Origin of the sequence: Bifidobacterium tissieri, from assembly GCF_002259645.1 — a bacterium.
Lineage (GTDB): Bacteria > Actinomycetota > Actinomycetes > Actinomycetales > Bifidobacteriaceae > Galliscardovia > Galliscardovia tissieri.
The window spans coordinates 182,462-202,964 of sequence record NZ_MWWV01000004.1 but is presented as its reverse complement, the minus strand read 5'-3'; the positions used below and the strand labels follow the sequence as shown (position 1 = coordinate 202,964).

At 62.3% G+C, this 20,503-nt stretch carries 13 protein-coding genes and 1 pseudogene; 11 read left to right on the top strand and 3 right to left on the bottom strand.

The features are described from left to right. The first annotated feature begins 19 nt into the window (after nt 1–19). The 5 genes and pseudogenes from nusB to gmk all read left to right on the top strand — a co-directional run bounded on the left by nusB (nt 20) and on the right by gmk (nt 6,970). Complete coding sequence (gene nusB, locus BTIS_RS03815; protein WP_094662800.1) at nt 20–445, top strand: transcription antitermination factor NusB; 426 nt, start codon at nt 20–22, stop codon at nt 443–445. 67 nt (nt 446–512) lie between these two features. Beyond that, nucleotides 513–1,748 carry a glutamine-hydrolyzing carbamoyl-phosphate synthase small subunit gene (gene carA, locus BTIS_RS03810; protein ID WP_245819257.1) on the top strand — a complete coding sequence of 412 codons (1,236 nt, stop codon included), beginning with the start codon at nt 513–515 and terminating at the stop codon, nt 1,746–1,748. Next, on the top strand, nt 1,741–5,118 hold the full coding sequence (gene carB, locus BTIS_RS03805; protein ID WP_094662798.1) for a carbamoyl-phosphate synthase large subunit: 3,378 nt from the start codon (nt 1,741–1,743) through the stop codon (nt 5,116–5,118). The genes carA and carB overlap by 8 nt, the downstream gene beginning before the upstream one ends. 62 nt (nt 5,119–5,180) lie before the next feature. Beyond that, nucleotides 5,181–6,029, top strand: a pseudogene (gene pyrF, locus BTIS_RS03800) (orotidine-5'-phosphate decarboxylase); the annotation flags it as partial. 344 nt (nt 6,030–6,373) lie between these two features. Continuing rightward, nucleotides 6,374–6,970 (top strand): guanylate kinase, encoded by a 597-nt coding sequence (gene gmk / locus BTIS_RS03795; protein WP_094662794.1) that lies wholly within the window; start codon nt 6,374–6,376, stop codon nt 6,968–6,970. A 1,586-nt stretch (nt 6,971–8,556) separates the two neighbouring features. Here the strand turns inward: gmk and ilvD are convergent. Further along, nucleotides 8,557–10,419, bottom strand: coding sequence for a dihydroxy-acid dehydratase (gene ilvD / locus BTIS_RS03790; protein WP_094662792.1), 1,863 nt, complete (start codon nt 10,417–10,419; stop codon nt 8,557–8,559). 155 nt (nt 10,420–10,574) lie between these two features. On the opposite strand from ilvD, the gene rpoZ reads away from it, so the two are divergent. From rpoZ to BTIS_RS03760, 6 genes are all read left to right on the top strand, one after another. Then, nucleotides 10,575–10,859, top strand: coding sequence for a DNA-directed RNA polymerase subunit omega (rpoZ, locus tag BTIS_RS03785; protein WP_093960326.1), 285 nt, complete (start codon nt 10,575–10,577; stop codon nt 10,857–10,859). 379 nt (nt 10,860–11,238) lie between these two features. Next, nucleotides 11,239–12,456: a methionine adenosyltransferase gene (gene metK, locus BTIS_RS03780; RefSeq protein ID WP_094662790.1), complete on the top strand. Its 1,218-nt coding sequence runs from the start codon at nt 11,239–11,241 to the stop codon at nt 12,454–12,456. A gap of 183 nt (nt 12,457–12,639) precedes the next feature. Next, the gene (locus BTIS_RS03775; protein WP_094662788.1) at nt 12,640–14,880 is read left to right on the top strand and encodes a primosomal protein N' family DNA-binding protein; all 2,241 of its coding nucleotides are present in this window, start codon (nt 12,640–12,642) and stop codon (nt 14,878–14,880) included. Nucleotides 14,881–15,060: 180 nt separating this feature from the next. Continuing rightward, on the top strand, nt 15,061–15,765 hold the full coding sequence (locus BTIS_RS03770) for an HAD family hydrolase (RefSeq protein ID WP_094662786.1): 705 nt from the start codon (nt 15,061–15,063) through the stop codon (nt 15,763–15,765). 120 nt (nt 15,766–15,885) lie between these two features. Further along, nucleotides 15,886–16,848, top strand: a complete 963-nt coding sequence (fmt, locus tag BTIS_RS03765) for a methionyl-tRNA formyltransferase (RefSeq protein WP_094662784.1) — start codon at nt 15,886–15,888, stop codon at nt 16,846–16,848. Next, nucleotides 16,841–18,370: an RsmB/NOP family class I SAM-dependent RNA methyltransferase gene (locus BTIS_RS03760; protein WP_245819254.1), complete on the top strand. Its 1,530-nt coding sequence runs from the start codon at nt 16,841–16,843 to the stop codon at nt 18,368–18,370. Before fmt ends, BTIS_RS03760 begins: the two co-directional genes overlap by 8 nt. Before the next feature lie 34 nt (nt 18,371–18,404). On the opposite strand, the gene BTIS_RS03755 is transcribed toward BTIS_RS03760, so the two are convergent. Continuing rightward, entirely contained in the window at nt 18,405–19,067 is a 663-nt protein-coding gene (locus tag BTIS_RS03755; protein ID WP_375137734.1) for a potassium channel family protein, read from the bottom strand. Between the two features lie 76 nt (nt 19,068–19,143). Further along, the gene (locus BTIS_RS03750; protein WP_245819252.1) at nt 19,144–20,493 is read right to left on the bottom strand and encodes a TrkH family potassium uptake protein; all 1,350 of its coding nucleotides are present in this window, start codon (nt 20,491–20,493) and stop codon (nt 19,144–19,146) included. Nucleotides 20,494–20,503 lie beyond the last annotated feature (10 nt).

Here is a 20,503-nt window from a genome sequence, read left to right as displayed (position 1 = left end):
GTAAGGGGATCATACCTTCATGGCACGTTCCACCGCCCGCAAAAGGGCTCTGAATACGTTGTATGAAGCCGACGAGAAGGGACAGGACATCCTGTCCCTTCTTGCTGAGCGCATCGAACACCCCGGCGCACAGACGCCGCTGCCCGAGTACGCCATCGAGATCGTGCGTGGCGTTGCCGAACACCGCAAGGACATCGACCAGCTGCTAGGGGAGTGCTCCACCAGCTGGAAGGTCTCCCGTATGCCGGTGGTCGACCGCAACATCATGCGCATCGCAGCGTGGGAGATCGTCTACAACGACGAGGTTCCCGCAGGAGTGGCCATCGATGAGGCGCTATCGCTCGCGAAGACGCTGTGCGACGCCGAATCGCCCAACTTCATTCACGGCCTGCTGACCGCAGTGGCCGCGAAATCCGAAGAAAATCAAGAAAACGTCAATGACTGAACATCGCCTATATCCACGCCCGTGGGTATGGTGATTTCAGAGATAATCCGCTGTTAAGGGGGATTTAGTGAGCCTCAACGAGTCCGAGCCCACTGCCGTGGGTAGCTATGATGCAACGAATGCCGTTCTCGTCCTCGAGGATGGGCAGGTCTACGTCGGCCAGCCATATGGAGCCGTCGGCGAGACCTTTGGCGAGATTGTTTTCGCCACGGGCATGACCGGCTACCAGGAAACGCTGACCGACCCGAGTTATGATCGTCAGATCGTCGTCCAAACATTCCCCCACATCGGTGATACCGGCGTGAACCGTGAGGATCCCGAGTCCTCACGTATCTGGGTGTCTGGCTATGTGGTGCGTGACCCCAGCCCGGTGGTGAGCAACTGGCGCGCCACTGGCAGCCTCGATGATGATCTGCAGGCGGAGCACATCGTCGGCATCTGCGATATCGACACCCGCAAGCTGGTCCGTCACCTGCGTTCGGCAGGCGTGATGCGCGCCGGCATCTTCTCCGGCGACGCCCTGACCGACGAGTCGGGCAAGATCGTTCCGGTCGACGTACTGCTTGCCAAGGTGGCTGCACAGCCCACCATGAGCGGCGCGAACCTCGGACCGGAAGTCTCCACCAAGGAGACCTACACCGTGGAGCCCACTGGCGAATTCGAAGGCAAGGATCCTCTGGCCACCGTCGTCGCCGTGGATCTTGGCATCAAGTCCATGACGCCGCATCGTCTGGCTGAGCGCGGCTGCCGCGTCCATGTCGTGCCGATGACCACCACGTTCGAGCAGATTCAGGCCATGAACCCCACCGGTGTCTTCTTCTCCAACGGCCCCGGCGATCCGTCCACCGCCGACGACACCGTGGACCTGCTGCGTAAGGTGCTCGACGCCGGCTATCCGTTCTTCGGCATCTGCTTCGGCAACCAGCTGCTGGGCCGCGCACTCGGATTCGGCACGTACAAGCTCAAGTTCGGACACCGCGGCATCAACCAGCCGGTCAAGGACCTGACCACCGGCAAGGTGGAGGTCACCGCCCACAACCATGGCTTCGCCGTCGACGCACCGATCGGTGAAACCATCGTCACCCCGTATGACAACGGCCACTACGGCAAGGCCCGCGTCAGCCACGTCGATCTCAACGACGATGTTGTCGAAGGCCTCGAATGCCTCGACATTCCGGCGTTCTCCGTGCAGTATCATCCCGAGGCCGCCGCCGGCCCGCACGACGCGTCGTATCTGTTTGATCGCTTCGTCGATCTCATGCTCAATCACAAGGATTCCAAGGAAGGTAGTGTCAATGCCTAAGCGCACCGATATTCACTCCGTAATGGTCATCGGTTCCGGCCCGATCGTCATCGGCCAGGCCGCGGAGTTCGATTATTCCGGAACGCAGGCATGCCGCGTGCTTCGTGAAGAGGGCATCCGTGTGATTCTGGTGAATTCCAACCCGGCCACCATCATGACCGATCCGGAAATGGCCGACGCCACGTACATCGAGCCGATCAGCGTTCCGATCCTCGAGAAGATCATCGCCAAGGAACGCCCCGACGCCCTGCTGCCCACCCTGGGTGGACAGACGGCCCTGAACGCCGCCATGGCGCTCGGCGAGGCCGGCGTGCTCAAGAAGTACAACGTCGAACTGATCGGTGCCTCCTTGGAGGCCATCGACCGTGGCGAGGACCGTGAGCTCTTCAAGAAGGTCGTGGACGAGGCCGGTGCCGAATCCGCGCGATCCTTCATCGCGCACTCCCTTGAGGAGTGCGACCGCATCGCCGACACGCTTGGCTACCCGCTGGTCGTGCGCCCGAGCTTCACCATGGGTGGTCTCGGTTCCGGCATCGCCCACGACGAGGAGGAGCTGCACCGCATCGCCGGCGCAGGCATCCACTACTCGCCCACGGACGAGGTGCTGATCGAGGAAGGCATTGAAGGCTGGAAGGAATTCGAGCTCGAGCTCATGCGCGACCGCAAGGACAATGTGGTCGTCGTCTGCCCGATCGAGAACGTGGACCCCGTCGGCGTGCACACCGGTGACTCGATCACCGTGGCTCCGTGCTTCACTCTCACCGATCGTGAATACCAGAAGCTGCGTGACATCGGCATCGCCATCATCCGTGGTGTGGGCGTGGATACCGGTGGCTGCAACATCCAGTTCGCCGTGCACCCCGAGACCGGCCGCATCATCGTCATCGAAATGAACCCGCGCGTGAGCCGTTCCTCCGCCTTGGCGTCCAAGGCCACCGGCTTCCCGATCGCCAAGATCGCCACCAAGCTGGCACTCGGCTACACGCTTGATGAGATTCGCAACGACATCACGCAGTCCACGCCGGCCAGCTTCGAGCCGACCATCGACTACGTGGTCACCAAGGTGCCGCGTTTCGCATTCGAGAAGTTCCCCGGCGCCGAGCAGCGCCTCACCACCTCCATGAAGTCCGTCGGCGAGGCCATGGCCCTCGGCGGCAACTTCCAGGAGTCCCTGGGCAAGGCCATGCGCTCCATCGACAAGCGTCACATGGCCTTCAGCTGGGACGGCGAGAAGCCGGACGCCGCCGAGGTCGCCGATCTGCTTGAGAAGATCAAGGTGCCGACCGAGCACCGCTACCAGCAGGTGCAGCGTGCCATCTGGGGCGGTGCCAGCGCCGAGCAGATCTTCGAGGCGACCAAGATCGATCCGTGGTTCATCGCTCAGCTCCTGCTGATCGACCAGACCGCTCTGGAGATCAAGGCCGCCAAGACCCTCACCCCGGCACTGCTGAAGAAGGGCAAGAAGGCCGGCCTGTCCGACGTGCAGATCGCACACCTGCGTGGTCTGGGCGACGAAGGCGAGAACACCATCCGCGAGCTTCGCTGGACCTACGGTCTGCACCCCGTGTACAAGACCGTGGATACCTGCGCCGCCGAGTTCGACGCCGTCACGCCGTACTACTACAGCTGCTACGCCGACGAGTCCGAACTCCGTCCGCGCGACCGCGAGGCCGTGATCATCCTCGGCTCCGGCCCGAACCGCATCGGTCAGGGCATCGAGTTCGACTACACCTGTGTGCACGCCGTGCAGGAGCTCGGCAAGGATTACGACACCATCATGGTGAACTGCAATCCTGAGACCGTGTCCACCGACTACGACATGTCCGATCGCCTGTACTTCGAGCCCCTCACCTTCGAGGATGTGCTCGAGATCTACGAGGCCGAGAAGGAAATGGGCCCGATCAAGGGTGTGATCGTGCAGCTCGGCGGTCAGACGCCGCTGTCGCTCGCGGCCCGACTCAAGGCCGCCGGCGTCCCGATCCTCGGAACCACGCCGGAAGCCATCGATCTTGCCGAGAACCGTGAGCTTTTCGGCGAAGTGTTGCGCAAGGAAGGCCTCAACGCACCGCGTTACGGTACCGCGCTGAGCCTCGAAGAGGCACAGGAAGCCGCCAACAACATCGGCTACCCGGTGCTGGTCCGTCCGAGCTACGTGCTCGGTGGCCGCGGCATGGAGATCGTGTACGATGACGCACAGCTGCATAAGTACGTGGCTCGCGCCCTCGACGAAGCCAAGGCCGACATGGTCGTCTCCGGTCGTCTGCCGTCCCCGTTGCTCATCGACAAGTTCCTGTCCGACGCCATCGAAATCGACGTCGACGCCCTGTTCGACGGCGAGGAACTGTACATCGGCGGAATCATGGAGCACGTGGAGGAGGCCGGTGTCCACTCCGGCGACGCCGCATGCACACTTCCTCCGAGCACGCTGTCCGACGATCAGATCCGTCGTCTGCGCGAGGCCACGTTGGCCATCTCCCGCGGCTGCAACGTGCGCGGTCTGGTCAACGTGCAGTACGCATTCATGTCGAACACCCTGTACGTGATCGAGGCCAACCCCCGTGCATCCCGTACCGTGCCGTTCGCGTCCAAGGCCACCGGCACCCCGCTGGCCAAGGCCGCGGCTCGCATCATGGCCGGCGAGACCATCGCCGATCAGCGCGCCAACGGTCTGCTGCTGCCTCACGGCGACGGTGGTGACGTGCGTCGTGGACAGCCGGTCGCCGTCAAGGAGTCCGTGCTGCCGTTCAAGCGCTTCCGCACGCCGGTCGGCAAGACCGTTGACATCCTTCTCGGACCTGAGATGCGTTCCACCGGTGAGGTCATGGGCTTCGACCGTGACTTCCCGCACGCGTTCGCCAAGAGCCAGCTCGCTGCCTACGACGGTGGCCTGCCGACCAGCGGCAACGTGTTCATCTCGGTCAACGATACCGACAAGCGTCAGCTGCCGCTGATGGCTGTACGTCTGGTCGAGCTTGGATTCCATATCTGGGCCACCGAAGGCACCGCATCCGTGCTGCGTCGCTACGGCATCGAATCCAATATTGTCGACAAGATCACCGGACGTCTCGATTCCGACGAGACCAAGGTGCGTCATGCCGAAGGCAGCACCGGAAAGAATGTCGTCGAGCTCATCGAAGAGGGCAAGATCGACATGGTGCTGAACACCCCCAACTCGCGTGGCTCCCGTTCGGATGGATACTCCATTCGTGCGGCTGCCATCGCCGCCGATCTCCCGCAGTTCACCACCATCACTGAGTTCTCGGCGGTGCTGCTGGCGATCGAGGCAGTAAAGAAGCAGGATTATCAGATTCTGAGCATTCAGGAACATGCTCAGCAGCTGTTCGAACTGGAAAGGCGCGAACTCAAATGACAGCAGCAGAGGCCCAGACTATCGTCCAACGTTCGGAATTCGGTAAACGACTCAAGGCGTCCATGGACATGTATGGACCTCTGTGCGTCGGCATCGATCCGCATCGCAAGCTCCTCGCCAAATGGGGCTATAACGTCGATGCGAAAGGTGCCGAGTTATTCGCCATGCGCATGCTGCAGGCCGCTCAAGGCCGTGCCGCAGCCGTGAAATTCCAGATGCCCATGTTCGAGCGCTACGGATCCAAGGGATTCGCCGCGCTCGAGCGTGCGCTCTTCGCCGCCCGCCAGATGGGCGTCATCACCATCGTCGACTGCCTGCGCGGCGGTCTGCCCACCACCGTGTCGGCCCTCGCCGACGCCTATCTCAAACCCGATGCCCCCATGATGGCGGACGCCATCACCCTGCTGCCGTACTACGGCTTCCGTTCCCTGACCAATCTGGTCGGCGAAGCCCTTGAAAACGGCAGGGGAGTATTCGTCGCATCCGTCACATCCAACACCGAAGGCATCTCCCTCCAGTCCGCAATCCGCCAGCGTGGTGACTTCCCCGGCCAGACCGTGGCCTACGGTGTCGCCCACGCCGCCCAGAACTTCAATGAAGGAGTGGAAGGCATGGGATCGGTCGGCCTCATCATCGGTGCCACCATCGGCCAGTGGATGAAGACCAGCGGTGTCGATCCCTCCGTCTTCACCGGACCGATCCTGTCTCCCGGCTACGGATGGCAGGGTGCTGAAGCCAAGGACCTCAAGACCGTCTTCAAAGGCACCAAAGGCAACGTGCTCGTCACCGTCTCCCGGTCCATCTCCTCCAAGGGCCCTGAAATCGCCGATCTCTCCGCGGCCACCGAGGCCATCGCCATCGACGTTCGTCAGGCACTCTACGAAGCCATGGAGGAAGGCGACAAGGAAAAGGCCACAGAACCCGAACCCAAGTACCCTGGACTCGACCCGGCCCTCAGCGCCGCCCACCTCGCCGACGGCACCGCTCCCCAGGTGCACATCAAGCCACTGCCGCAGCCCGCCCAGCATTCCACCCCCACCACCGAGGTCAAATCCACCCGATACGTCCCCACGCAGCCGGCAAAACCCGTAGCCCGTGGCAACGACATCCTCGGCGACGATGATCGTTTCAAGATCAACAGCCGTCCCACCAACCTCTGAACTCTTTTCATATCCGCACCCGGCCTCCCGCACCTTCATGCGGGGAGCCGGGTGCAGTCGTCCCAACCCATCCAACCCAGAAAGAGAGAAGAACCATGCCCACCCCCGCATCCCCCCGACGACTCATCGTTCTCACCGGACCCACCGCCGTTGGCAAAGGCACCGTCGAAGCCAAACTCCGCGAACAGCATCCCGACATCTGGGTCTCCGTCTCCGCCACCACCCGTGCACCCCGACCCGGTGAACGCAACGGCATCAACTACTGGTTCCTCACCGAACAGGAATTCCAAGCCAAAGAAGCCGCCGGCGAATTCCTCGAAACCGCCGTCGTCCACGGCATGGCCCACTACGGCACCCTCCTCCAACCCGTCCTCGACCACCTCGCCTCCAACACCCCCACCATCCTCGAAATCGACCTCCAAGGCGCCCGCCGCGTCAAACAGCGCGCCCCCGAACTCGGCCTCGACGTCCTCTACGTCTTCCTCGCACCCCCCAGCTTCGACGAACTCAAGCGCCGCCTCATCGGCCGCGGCACCGAAACCCCCGCCCAGCAGGCCCGACGCCTCGAAACCGCCAAAGTCGAACTCGCCGCCGAATCCGAATTCGACGTCACCATCACCAACACCACCGTCGAACAAGCGGCGGAGGAGCTGTGGACCCTCATCGCCCGCGAATACCAAATCAACGCGTGATGGAGCGTCATCACCACGGCAGAACATTCGACGTATTGGTTACGCCTTCATGTTCTGCCGTGGCGATGCCGCACGCATCACGCGTTGATTTGGGGGCGTAGTGGGGTGTGACGTATACCGAGTTGGGATATTCGACATATTGGTGTATGCCTTGGCGGAATGCCACGGCGATGCCGCACGCATCACGCGTTGATTTGGGGGCGTAGTGGGGGCGTGGGGTCTCGTGTTGGGCATCCGCAATGATCTTGTATCGACGGGAGCCCGAGTCAATACGAATGCAATCGGGGATCAATCAGAGATGTCCACACAAACATCACCACAGCAACGCCTGCGGCAGGATTAGGCCAAACATCAGAGCATATACGCATATATGAAACCGTGTTTACGGTTCCTCGATCTCCTCACATGTCCCTAGACCGTCACGCCCTCGGATTCGTAGCAGAACGACCATCACGCGTGACCTGAGCTGGGGTCGAGCGTCCGGAATGAGGCATAAGGCTCAGACGATAAAGATACATACCCATGCCATGGACATGGTTCCAGTATGTGAGCGTCGCGTGGCAGAGAATGATCAGCGAGGCTCAATATGTGTTCTCTGCCATGGCTTCTGGCAGAGAACACAAAAATAGGATGATTCATCATTCTTTGCCACACAATCTTGGCAGAAAAGCTAATCAGTCAACGAATCGTCTTTCTTTGCCACGCATCTTGGCAGACAACGCGAATTTGACGTCATATCGCGTTCCCTGCCGCGGATCAATCGGAGGATAGCGCCCACCACTGTTCAAAACCACTGCAAAAGTATCGAATAGTGGACGTCGTCGCATCAGCATCTGGCCATAACGGAAGATTTTCGTGGCAGAGAATGTCAAGATGGCATAATTTCACGTTCTCTGCCACAGCCGCTGGCAGAGAACGACAATACAGTCCAATTTAGTATTCTCTGCCATGGCTGTCCCCTCATACCCAGGCTTCCCCACTGAGAAAACAGAGAACTTACTCCCCACCCAAAAAACGAACTGGGATCGTTTGGATTTGGGAAGCGTGTAATTGGTTCTGATATCCGACATGTGGATAGGCGTATGGACACTTCCCCAATGAACAGGCCACACTCAACAATGCCTGTCTTGATTCATATCGCTGGATTCCACAAGCAGAGTGGGATGGACAATGGACGGCGAAGGCCCACATTGAATGCGTTCGACATCACCTTCGCCGACCGCTGATGGACGACGGAAACCGACAGTCGTAAGGTGGGGATGTTCATTTGTTGTGCGTGTCGAGGTGTGATTGACGATTTGGTTGGCGGCTCGTCGGGATGCCTGTGATAGCAATGGCGCGACACGGTATGTGAGGATAAGGCTTTTGCTCAACTCCCACGTTTCCCTATGGATTTTCCGTATCGCAACAGACTGCTCAATACGGCACTACCCAATCGACAACTGCCCCAATACGACAATGAGGGTGGCCCACCGGCAAACGGTGAACCACCCTCATTGCACAGAGCATCGGAGTCGGGACCCCTCCCGCCAGTCGATGCTCTATCGCCTACGCGATTACGTGATTACGCGGGATCAATCCCGAGATCACGCCAGACCGGAAAGCTTGTTGATCAGCTCCGGGTCACGCGTGGCGCCCTTGTCGGCGGAACGCGCGAACGCGGCGTAGGCCTTGAGCGCCTGCGACACCTTACGGTCGCGGTGGGCCACATAGCCGTCGCCGGCCTCTAGCTCGGCGCGACGCTGAGCCAGCTCCTCGTCGGACAGCTCCACGTTCACCTGACGGTTCTCAATATCGATGTTGATGATATCGCCGTTCTTGATCAGTGCGATCGGGCCCTTGTTCGCGGCCTCAGGAGCGATATGGCCGATTGCCAGACCCGAGGAGCCGCCGGAGTAGCGGCCGTCGGTGAGCATGGCCACCTGCTTGCCGATGCCCTTGCCCTTGACGAACGACGTCGGGTACAGCATCTCCTGCATGCCCGGGCCGCCCTTCGGGCCCTCGTAGCGGATCACCAGAGCCATGCCAGGCTTCAGGGTGTCGTTCAGAATGACCTCGATGGCCTGCTCCTGGGACTCGACCACCAGAGCCGGTCCACGGAACTTCCAGATCTCCTCCGGCACGCCGGCGGTCTTCACCACGCATCCGTCGGGGGCAAGGTTGCCACGCAGCACAGCCAGACCACCCTCGTGGATCTCCGGATGGTTGATGTCATGAATGGCACCGTTCTCACGATCGGTGTCCAGCGTGTCGAACGTCGTCTCATGCGTCCACGGCTCGGGGGAGATGATATGACCCGGAGCGGCGTGGAACAGACGCTTGGCCTCGTCGATGCAGGTGGGGCGCATGATGTCCCACGCGTCAAGCTTGGCCTCGAGCGACGGGTAATCGACGGAATGGGTGTCGCGGTGCAGCTTGCCGGCGCGATCGAGCTCGCCGAGAATGCCGGTGATGCCGCCGGCGCGATGCACGTCGGAGATCTCCCACTTGCCGGACGGGCTGGCCTTGCAGATGCACGGCACGGTGTGGCTGATGCGCTCGATGTCGTCAAGCGTGAAGTCCACGTCGGCGGACTGTGCCATGGCGAGAATGTGCAGCACGGTGTTGGTGGAACCGCCCATGGCCACATCCATGGTCATGGCGTTCTCGAACGCGTGCTTGGTGGCGATGGAGCGCGGCAGCACCGAGTCATCGTCCTCGTGGTAGTAGCGGTTGGCGATGTGCACGATCTCACGGCCGGCCTTCTCGAACAGTTCCTTGCGGTACTTGTGGGAGGCGAGCACGGTGCCGTTGCCCGGCAGTGCCAGACCGATGGCCTCCGTCAGGCAGTTCATCGAGTTGGCGGTGAACATGCCGGCGCAGGAGCCGCAGGTGGGGCACACGGTCTTCTCATAGTTGAGCAGATCCTCCTCGGAGACGTTGTCGTCGGCGGACGCATACATCACGGAGATCAGATCGGTGTTCTTCTTCACGGTGCCATCGGCGAGCACCGTGGTGCCGGCCTCCATCGGGCCGCCGGAGACGAAGATGGTGGGGATGTTCAGTCGCAGAGCCGCCATCAGCATGCCCGGAACGACCTTGTCACAGTTGGGGATGCAGATCAGAGCGTCGGCGCAATGGGCGTTGACCTGATATTCGACCGTGTCGGCGATGATGTCACGGCTCGGCAGCGAGTACAGCATGCCGGTATGCCCCATGGCGATGCCGTCGTCGACGGCCATGGTGTTGAATTCGCGGGGGATGCCGCCCGCCTGCTTGATTGCCTCGGAAACCAGACGGCCCACCTTGTTCAGGTGAACATGGCCGGGGAGGAATTCGTCGAAGGAGTTCGCAATGGCCACAATCGGCTTTCCGAAGTCCTTGCCGTCGACACCGGCGGCGCGATAGAGAGCACGGGCACCAGCAAATACGCGCCCATTCATGAGTTTTGCGGATCGCATTTCTGTCATGGCTCCCATTCAACCATTCGGGACCAACGTAGAGGCATGCTAATGTCGATATATGGAAGGATTTTCACAATAGGTCTTCACAAAACGGACCGTTTGGGGTAGAATCCACTCGCCTAGGAAAGTACTTTCACATATATTCAAGATTTGGAGAACCAATGGCACTTGGTACCAGCCCGGAACCTCAGGGACTTGCAGACCCGCCCATCGACGATCTGATGCAGCACGCCGACTCCAAGTACGCGCTCGCCATCTTCGCCGCGAAGCGCGCACGTCAGATCAACTCCTATTTCACCCAGCTCAATGAAGGCCTGCTGCAGAACGTCGGCCCGCTGGTGGAATACCAGAACCAGGAGAAGCCGCTGTCCATCGCCTTCCGCGAGATCAACAACGGTCTTCTCGAGGAGACGCTCGGTGAGGACGATCTGAACGAGGGCAACTGATCCCCGTCCGATCTTCCTATCATCCCGATCATTCCGGCCACCGTTTGATTTCCGTTCATTCCCATTCGATCGTCATTCGTTACGGTTTCGCTGCGACACTCCCTATCCGTCTATCCGACGATTTGTCCGTCGATAGTCGACTGTCGATAACGCAGTGAGCTGAATATTCATATGAATATTCACGACGCACTTGCCGAACAAGTGGGCGAAGTGTAGAACTGAACGTCAGGAGCGAACGAACTGAGGGCTCGCGCCACCCGATCCATCCGATCGGGCGGGCACGAGCCCTTTTTTACAGCCTTCCTCCAAATATCAGAAAACAGAACCGTATCATTGTGCTTCGCCGTTGAGCGGGGCGATAAGTCCGGAAAGGAATGATATGTCCAATCAGGAGCGCAAGCTCATCTCCGCCGAATCGGTGACCGAAGGCCATCCCGACAAGGTCTGCGACCAGATTTCCGATGAGATCCTCGACGATCTGCTGCGTCAGGATCCCCAGTCCCATGTCGCCGTCGAGACCTCGGCCGCCACGGGCGTGTTCCTCGTATTCGGCGAGGTGACTTCCGAAGGCTACGTGGACGTGCAGTCCAAGGTGCGCGAGGTCCTGCGTCGCATCGGCTACACCTCCTCCGAAGTCGGTCTTGACGCCGACTCGTGCGGCGTGATCGTCGCCATCACCGGCCAGAGCGCCGAAATCAACCAGGGCGTGGCCCGTCTCAACACCGAGCAGGAGTCCGCGGCCAGCCGTGAGGAGCGTTACGAGGCTCAGGGTGCCGGCGATCAGGGCGTGATGTTCGGATATGCCACCGACGAAACCGACGTGCTCATGCCGCTGCCCGTGTATCTGGCCCACCGTCTCGCCTTCCGTCTGACCGAGGTGCGCAAGTCCGGCGAGGTGCCGCACCTGCGTCCGGATGGCAAGACCCAGGTGACCATCGAATATGATGAGAACGATCATCCGCTGCGTGTGGACACCGTGCTCATCTCCACCCAGCATGATCCAGAAGTCACCCAGGAGTGGCTGCGCGGCCAGCTCAAGGAGCACGTGATCGACCCCGTACTGAACGATGTGCTCGACGACACCGTGAAGCACGACGACTACCGTCAGCTCGTCAACCCCACCGGTTCCTTCGTTCTGGGCGGTCCGGCAGCCGATGCCGGTCTGACCGGGCGCAAGATCATCGTCGACACCTACGGTGGTGCGGCCCACCACGGCGGCGGCGCGTTCAGCGGCAAGGACCCGTCCAAGGTGGATCGTTCCGCTGCCTATGCGACCCGCTGGGTGGCCAAGAACATCGTGGCCGCCGGCCTTGCGCACCGCGTCGAGGTGCAGGTGGCATACGCGATCGGTGTGGCCGACCCCGTCTCCATCAATGTGGAGACCTTCGGTACCGAGATCGGCGGAGTGACCCGCGAGCAGATCCAGCAGGCCGTGCGCAAGGTGTTCGACCTGCGTCCCGCCGCCATCATCGACGAGCTCGACCTCAAGCGCCCGATCTACGAGAAGACCGCCGCATACGGTCACTTCGGCCGCAAGGACGTGCAGTTGCCGTGGGAGGAGACCAACAAGGTGGAGGAGCTCAAGGCCGCCATCTGATGATCGTGCGATTGTTCGATTGTTCGATCATGTGATCAAGCGCGATACGTGATCGTGTGATCGTGCGGTAATCGTTCGCATCGGTCCGTGTGCATCGCCGGTGAGCAACCGGGTGACGCACACGGACCGATTTTTCATTGTCCACATCCCGTCTTCCCGGGACGTGCGTGATACGTTGGAGGAATGACGGGGACGCATGCCGAACAGCCGGCGCTCGACGGTCTTGCACCGCGGCGCAGGCGCAAGCGTGCCCCGGCGGAGAAGACGCCGGCGTCGCATGATCCCATCGCACGGGTGATCATCGACGTGCAGGCCACGCATCTGGGACGGACATTCGACTATCTGATCGATGAGCGGCAGGACGCGGACGCCAGACCCGGCGTGCGTGTGCGTGTGCGGTTCGGCCATAAGCTGATTGACGGGTTCATCTGGGAACGTGCCTCCACCAGCGATACTCCCACATCCTCGCTGCGATTCCTCGAACGCGTGGTATCCCCGCGCGTGGTGCTGTCCGGTCAGATGCGGCAGGACATCACCCGTGTGGCCGATGCCTTCGGCGGCACGCGTGCCAATATCATCCGCGTGGCGGTCCCGCCGCGCAGCGCCAAGGTCGACCGTGAATGGTCGCCGGGGGACAGGGCGGTCTCCGCCCGAGGCGCGGAACTGGAGACCATGCTCGCCGAGCCGGTGCTCAAAGGGCTGTCCCGCATCGAATCCAGCTACTCGTCCGTGCACGCATTCGTACAGGCGTTGGACTCCCATTCCTATGCCCAGGTGGTCTGGGACAATCTTCCCGGTCCTCGGTTGTGGGCCAGGGACCTGGCATGGGCGGTCGCCCATACGCTGATGCGTGGCCGCTCGGCGGTCGTGGTGCTGCCCGATATGCGTCATGTCGCCGACCTGTCGCGATGTCTCGCCGCCTATGGGCTTCGTCCCTACGCGCCATCGTCAAGCGGCAACGGCGTATGGTCGGGTGACGTGGCGACACTCGGCGCGTCAATGGCCCCGGAACTGCGATACCGCTCGTATATGGCCGTCGCGTCGGGCGCGGTGCGATGCGTGATCGGCGTGCGCGCGGCCATGTACGCGCCGGTGGAGGGCAACGCGCTGTTCGCCATCGTCGACGATGCCGCATATCAGAACGCCGACGGTCTCATGCCCTATGCGAACGCCCGCGACGTGCTGCGTCTGCGGGCTCAGGCGCATGGCGGCACGTTGCTGGTGGCCGGTCATGCGCGCAGTCCGCAAAGCCAATGGGACGTCGATCATGATTCCAGCGTGGTGGAGGTGACCGCCAACCGTGCGGCGGCCAAGGATCTGACGCCGTGGATCCGGTGGCTCAACCGTGAGGAACTGACACGTCTCGCCGAGCCGGCCCGCGGCGCCCGCATGCCTCACGTGGCGGTGGGCGTCATCAACCGTGCGTTGAACAAAGGCGGTCCCGTGCTGCTGTCCGTCCCGCATCGGGGTGCGGGCACGGTGCTCGCCTGCTCCCGGTGCCGACGTCAGGCGCGGTGCCGCCGATGCTCCGGCCCGTTGCGCGGCATGGCCGACGCGGCTCCGCAATGTCTGTGGTGCGGGGCCGCGGCGGTGCACTGGCGGTGTCGGGAATGCGGCGGCGAACGATTGTACGGCGTGCGCGTGGACGCGGAAGGCACCATGCAGGAGTTGCAGGGGCTGTTTCGCGGCGTACCGGTCATGATTTCCACGCCGAATCAGCCGCGTGGCATCATCGAGGACGTGGCGTACAAGCCGCAGATCGTCATCGCCACGCCCGGGGCCGAACCTCGTGTGATGCCCATCCGCGGCATGGCGTCGGAGACCAACGGCTACCAGGCGGTAGCGATTCTTGATGCGTGGACCAGCCTGTACGCGCCGGGCATCGACGCGCGCGTAGACGCGTTGACGGCGTGGATGCGTGCCGCCGCCTTATGCGTGCCGCGTACGATCGGTGGTCAGGTGATGCTGATCGGCGAGTCCGATCCCGCGCTGGCACAGTCGTTGGTGGTCTGGGATTCGCGTATTCTCGCATCCCGGGAAGTGGCGGAACGCACGGAGACCGTATTGCCGCCCAGTGTATCGGCGGCCGTGGTGTGGGGCGATCGCACGGCCGTGATGACCTTGCTGGATCGTATCGGAGCGTTGACCGGTGACTTGTCCGTGATCAGCGTTCCGTCAGCCGGCGAAGCGGATGGTGGCGAGGATGACTATCCGTCCGTGCTTGGTCCGGTGGAGATCCCTCCCGAACCGGGGCTGCGTCGTCAGCTTGATGGCGTGACCGACCGTGTGCGGGCATTGGTCCGCGTGCCTCGGGGACGCAGCGGCGAGTTGGCGGAACGGTTGCGTACCGCGGTGGCCAAGCATGTGGCGTCCCGTGCCGGTGGGGAGCTGCGGTTCAGGATCAATCCCAAGGATGTGCTCTGACCGTGGCGTCATGGTTGCGCTGATACGGCTGACGATCGTGGTGCGGCGTGCGTCATGGAGCCGTGCTGGCCGATGCTGGCCATTGTGGACCGTGTCGTCGTCCGTGCGGCGTGTTTCGATGGTTGAGGCAATCACATCCGACATGATCTATGGAACTATGACACGGGACAAGGAGTCGTCATGAAGGGTTGGCCTGGAGAACCGCAAATGGAATATGATGTGCTGGTGGGGGATGGCAACGCCGCCGGCGCGATGGGCAAGCCGATCGAAAACGTGATCTTCGACTTCGGCAATGTACTGATCTATTGGCATCCGGAAGCGGTGCTGCTGCCCCGCTACAGTCAGCGGACCATCGACGAGTTTCTCGATAACGACGTATCCGGCTTCTACGATGCGAATGACATGATGGACGGCGGTGAATCCCCGGAGACGGCGATCGATTGGATGCGCTCCACGCATGGCGACAAGTGGGCCGATATTCTGCGCTACTACGTCAACAACTTCCGCGACTCGCTCACCGGCGTCGTGCCGGGTGCCCGTGTGCTGGTCAATGATCTCAAGGCCGCCGGATTGGGCGTATGGGGTCTGTCGAACTGGGAGGCGAGCCTGTTCCATGTGGCCGAGGAGCAGTGCGACATCATTCGCGCGCTCGACGGCAAGGTCGTCTCCGGATTCGTGAAGATGCGCAAGCCTCATCGCGACATCTACGAGAAGGCGTTGGAGGAGTTCGGTATCACCGCCGAAGGCAGCGTGTTCATCGATGACAAGGCCATGAACATCGTGGGGGCCAACGAGGCCGGCATCCGAGGCGTGCGGTTCTCCGATCCTTGCAAGCTGCGCGAACTGCTCATCGAGAACGGTGTGAACATTCCCCCGGTGCAGTGACGGGCCGGGCTCACGCAATCTGATGTGAGTCCACATGACGTGAGCCTGCCCAACGCATTACCCTACCCAACTGAATAATGAGAATGACGACAATAACGAAATAACGAAAGGACCAATGTATTGAGGATTCTGTTCTGTGGCACTCCCGAAGTTGCCGTGCCGTCGTTGAAGGCACTTGCGGACGCCGACGGCATCGAGGTGGCGTGCGTGCTCACCCGTCCCGACGCCCCGCGTGGCCGTGGCCGGCGACTGACGCCCAGTCCCGTCAAGGTGGCGGCGCAGGAGCTTGGCATTCCGGTGATCGACGGCAATCCGCGCGACGAGGGATTCGTGGACGAGCTCGCCGCGTTGAACGTCGAGGCCGCCGCCGTGGTGGCCTACGGTCGCATTCTGCCGCAGAACGTTCTCGACGCATTGCCCAAGGGCTGGTACAACCTGCATTTCTCGCTGCTGCCGCAGTGGCGTGGCGCCGCTCCCGCACAGCGGGCCGTCTGGTCCGGCCAGCCGAGCACCGGCGCCACCGTGTTCCGTATCACGCTCGGCATGGATGAAGGCCCGATCCTACTGCAGAACCATACCGATATCGGCGATCGTGAAACATCCGGTGAACTGCTGAGCCGTATGGCGGTCAGTGGGGCTCCGCTGCTGGTGGAGGCCATGCGTTCCGTCGCCGATGGCACCGCCCGGCCCATTGAACAGGCTGCGGACGGCGTGACCGTCGCCGACAAGATCCGCACCGACGACGCCCATGTGACCTTCGACGCCCCGGTGGAGACCATCGACCGGCAGATCCGTGCCTGTACGCCCGATCCGGGTGCCTGGTGCCTGTTCACGGCGGACGCGGCGACCGATGCGGAACCGTCGACGCTGCATATCCTCGCCGCCGCGCCGGCCGGCGACGCGCCCAACGTTCCCGCGGATCTTGCTCCCGGCGAACTCAAGGCCGGCAAGCGCAACGTATGGGTCGGCACCGGTACCACGCCGCTGGAACTGCTCGAGGTCAAGGCTCAAGGCAAGAAGGCCATGCAAGCGGCCGACTGGGCCCGTGGCGCCCGACTTGGTTCGGAGGCGCGCTGTGCCTGAATACGTCTCGCGATCCGGCAAACGCGATTCCCGCAGACCGGGACGTCCGACCAACGGGAGCGGGCGGCGTCGCCCGGCGAACAAGCCGCCGGCCGATCCACGAACCGTGGCCTATGACGTCATGTCGCGGGTCAGTGCGTCCGACAGTTTCGTGAATCTGCTGCTGCCACGTGCTCTGGCCGCATCGGGTATGGATGCGCGCGGCAGGGCCTTCGCCACCGAACTGGTCTACGGCACGCAGCGATGGCGAGGCATGATCGACGCGGTGATCGCATCCGCCGCCAAACGACGTACGGATGACATCGATGCCGCTGTGCTCGATGTACTGCGCATCGGCGCGTTCCAGGCATTGTTCATGAACGTCCCCGATCATGCGGCCGTCTCGAAAAGCGTCGATCTGGCCCGGTCGAAGGCGGGGGCACGCAGCGCCGGATTCGTCAACGCGGTCATGCACAAGATCGTGGCGCGCAATCGTCAGGAGTGGGAATCGATCGCGGTTTCGCGCATCGATAAGAGTCGGCCCGCGGAACGCCTCGCCGTACGGTACTCCCACCCTGCGTGGATCGTCGAGGAACTGACGAACGCTTGGAACGTCGCCGGCTACGAACCGCAACACGATGCAACGACGGATCCCATCGCCGCCATGCTCGCCGCGGACAACGCCGCACCCGATGTCACCCTGGTGGCGCGCCCCGGTCTGGTGTCCCGCGACGAACTCATCGCGCAGCTGCCCGAGAACGCCGAACACGAACCGGGACGGTGGAGCCCGTACGCGTTGCGTGTGCACGGCGTAAATCCGGAACGACTCGCCTACGTGCGTGCCGGACTGGCCGGTGTGGAGGATGAGGGCAGCCAACTGGCGGCGCTGGCGCTCGCCTATGCGCCTCTTGAAGGCGGAGAAGATTCCGAGGCCCGTACAGACCGAGACCACACATGGCTTGACATGTGTGCCGGTCCGGGTGGCAAGACCGCACTGCTGGGCGCATTGGCCGCCCAACGCCATGCCGTGCTCAACGCCAACGAGCCAAGCGCTCATCGTGCCAAACTGGTGCGCGACAACGTCCGGGCTCTGCCTGACGGCACGATCGGCGATGTGTGGGAGCGCGACGGTCGTGAAATCGGAGCGGATCATCCAGATGCCTTCGACCGCGTGCTGGTGGATGCCCCCTGTTCCGGTCTGGGATCGTTGCGGCGCAGGCCCGAGGCCCGTTGGCGCAAGAAACCGGAGGACATCGTCGAACTGGCACCGATCCAGCGTGCGCTGCTGAATTCGGCGCTTGACGCCACGCGTTCCGGGGGAGTGGTGGCCTATGTGACCTGCTCGCCGGCGCTTGACGAGACCCGACGGATCGTGGACGCCGTGCTCGCCGAGCGCAAGGACGCCGAACGGTTGGATGCCGTCGCGGTGCTACGAGCGGTGAATCCCGCGCTGCCGCTGCCGGCCGTCCCCGGCGACGTGCAGCTGTTCGAGCATCTTCACGGCACCGATCAGATGTTCATCAGTCTGATTCGCAGACGCTGAGACGGACACGGTTCGGCGTCTACGGATCAGCTGTTCAGCTTTCGATGAACCGGTCGATCTGCTTCTGCGCGCCGAGAATGATCAGCTCGGCGTTGTGACGGATCACGATGTCGGTGGAACCGTACTGGAACTCCTCGCCCGGATTCTTCACGCCGATCACGCTGACGCCGAACCGTTCGCGGATCTGCGCGTTCGCGATGCTCTGCCCGCACACGGAGGAGGGGGTGAGCACCTTCACCACCGAGTACGGTCCCTCGATCTCGATGTAGTCGAGGAATCGACTGGCCAACAGGTGCCCCACACGTTTGCCGCCATCCGTCTCCGGACGGAACACATGACTGGCGCCGATGCGCTGCAGGATGCGGGTGTGCTGATGCGACACCGACTTGGCCCACACGTCGGGAATGCCGGCGTCGAGCAGATTGCCGGTGGCGAGAATCGACGCCTCGACGCTGTCGCCGATGGCCACGAGCGCGGCGTCGAAATGCGAGGCGTTGATCTGCTCGACAGCCAGCGGATCGGTCAGATCGGCTTCCATCACCGGAACGTTGCCCGACCAACGGGCCACGATCATCGGGTCCTTGTCCACGGCGAGCACGTCCTCGCCGAGCTCGCCCAGCGTACGGGCCGCCGCCGTGCCGAATCTGCCCAGACCAACCACCAGAATCGACCGGCTTTCGCCGTGCATGGCGCCCATCTGTTCCTTCCCTTTCGTAGTTCCGTGCGCGAACAGTTGCTGCAATGCGGGAATCATCGTCACCACCTATCGAAAACTAACCGACAATGATACTTTCAGCCGGATACCGTACCGCCTGCGGGGGTTGCGGCTTGGAGATGGCGTACGCCACCGTCATCGGGCCGAGTCGACCGATGATCATCAGCGCCGCCAGCACATACAGGGTGCCGGGATTATGCGGGTCAGCCACGCCCAGCGTATACCCGCCCAGACCGAACGCTGAACAGCATTCGAACACGATGTCGGTGAGCGAACGGTCGGTGATGGCGACCAGGATCAGCGATGCCACATAGATCAGCACACTGCAGGTGGCCGTGATGGCAACGGACATGATCACGGTCTGTGTGTGCAGTCGCTTGCCGAACACCGAATCGTCCTTGCGTCGCAGGAACGCGGCACGGCAGACCAGGATCAGCACGGCGAACGTGGTGACGCGAATGCCTCCGGCGGTGGATGCCGAGCCGCCGCCCACGAACATGATCCATGACATGAACAGTTTCGTCTGCTCGCTCACATGCGGCATCCATGAGATGTCGAATCCGGCCGAGCGCGGCATGACGGCCGCCACCAGCGCATGCCAGAGCTTCGATGACAGGTCGGCGTCCTGGAACAGGACCCGATTGTTCCACTCCACGGCGAGGAACCACAGCAGCGACGTGGTGACGATCGACAGCGTGGTCACCACCGTCAGCTTGGTGTGCAGGTTCCATCGTTTGGGGCTGAGTCGCTTATGCGCGCACTGGAAGACGTTGAGGATCACCGGGAAACCGAGGGTGCCGACGAATGCGCTGAGCAGGATCGGCAGACCGACCGACCAGCTGTTGATATACAGGCCGGCGGTGTCTGGAGTGAAGCCGGCGTTGTTGTACGACGCCACGGCAAAGAACAGCGCCTCCCACAAGGATTGCGACAGCTGCCCGTTGTTCAGTCGCAGCAGGGCGGGAAACAGCATGCTGAAGGCGATGATCTCCACGCTGAACGTGCAGACCAGCACCACGGTGATCACCGATCGCACCTCGCTGAGTTTCGATGCGCCAAGTTCGTCGGCGGCAAGCAGCTGCTGGGTGACGCGGATGCGACGGCTGATCGTCATGGTGATCAGCGATGCGAACGTCATGACGCCAAGACCACCGAACTGGATGCAGAGCAGGATCACGGCCTGTCCGAACAGATTCCAGTACGCGGCCGTATCCACGATGACGATGCCGCAGGTGGACAACGCCGATACTGTGGTGAAGAACGCGGTGTTGAAATCGGTGAACTGCCCGTTCCGTGACGTCGCAGGAAGAATGAGCAATACCGTGCCGACGGTGATCAGCACAAGAAAGTATGCGAGGGACAATCGTCCAGGATGCGAGAGCAGGCGTTCGGTCAATGCCCTGCGCACGGACGGAGTC

Bases quoted from the DNA above. Each gene is read 5' to 3' on its own strand.
- nusB (WP_094662800.1), top strand. From the start codon at position 20: ATGGCACGTTCCACCGCCCGCAAAAGGGCTCTGAATACGTTGTATGAA.
- carB (WP_094662798.1), top strand. From the start codon at position 1,741: ATGCCTAAGCGCACCGATATTCACTCCGTAATGGTCATCGGTTCCGGC.
- gmk (WP_094662794.1), top strand. From the start codon at position 6,374: ATGCCCACCCCCGCATCCCCCCGACGACTCATCGTTCTCACCGGACCC.
- ilvD (WP_094662792.1), bottom strand. From the start codon at position 10,419: ATGACAGAAATGCGATCCGCAAAACTCATGAATGGGCGCGTATTTGCT.
- rpoZ (WP_093960326.1), top strand. From the start codon at position 10,575: ATGGCACTTGGTACCAGCCCGGAACCTCAGGGACTTGCAGACCCGCCC.
- metK (WP_094662790.1), top strand. From the start codon at position 11,239: ATGTCCAATCAGGAGCGCAAGCTCATCTCCGCCGAATCGGTGACCGAA.
- BTIS_RS03775 (WP_094662788.1), top strand. From the start codon at position 12,640: ATGACGGGGACGCATGCCGAACAGCCGGCGCTCGACGGTCTTGCACCG.
- BTIS_RS03770 (WP_094662786.1), top strand. From the start codon at position 15,061: ATGAAGGGTTGGCCTGGAGAACCGCAAATGGAATATGATGTGCTGGTG.
- BTIS_RS03755 (WP_375137734.1), bottom strand. From the start codon at position 19,067: ATGGGCGCCATGCACGGCGAAAGCCGGTCGATTCTGGTGGTTGGTCTG.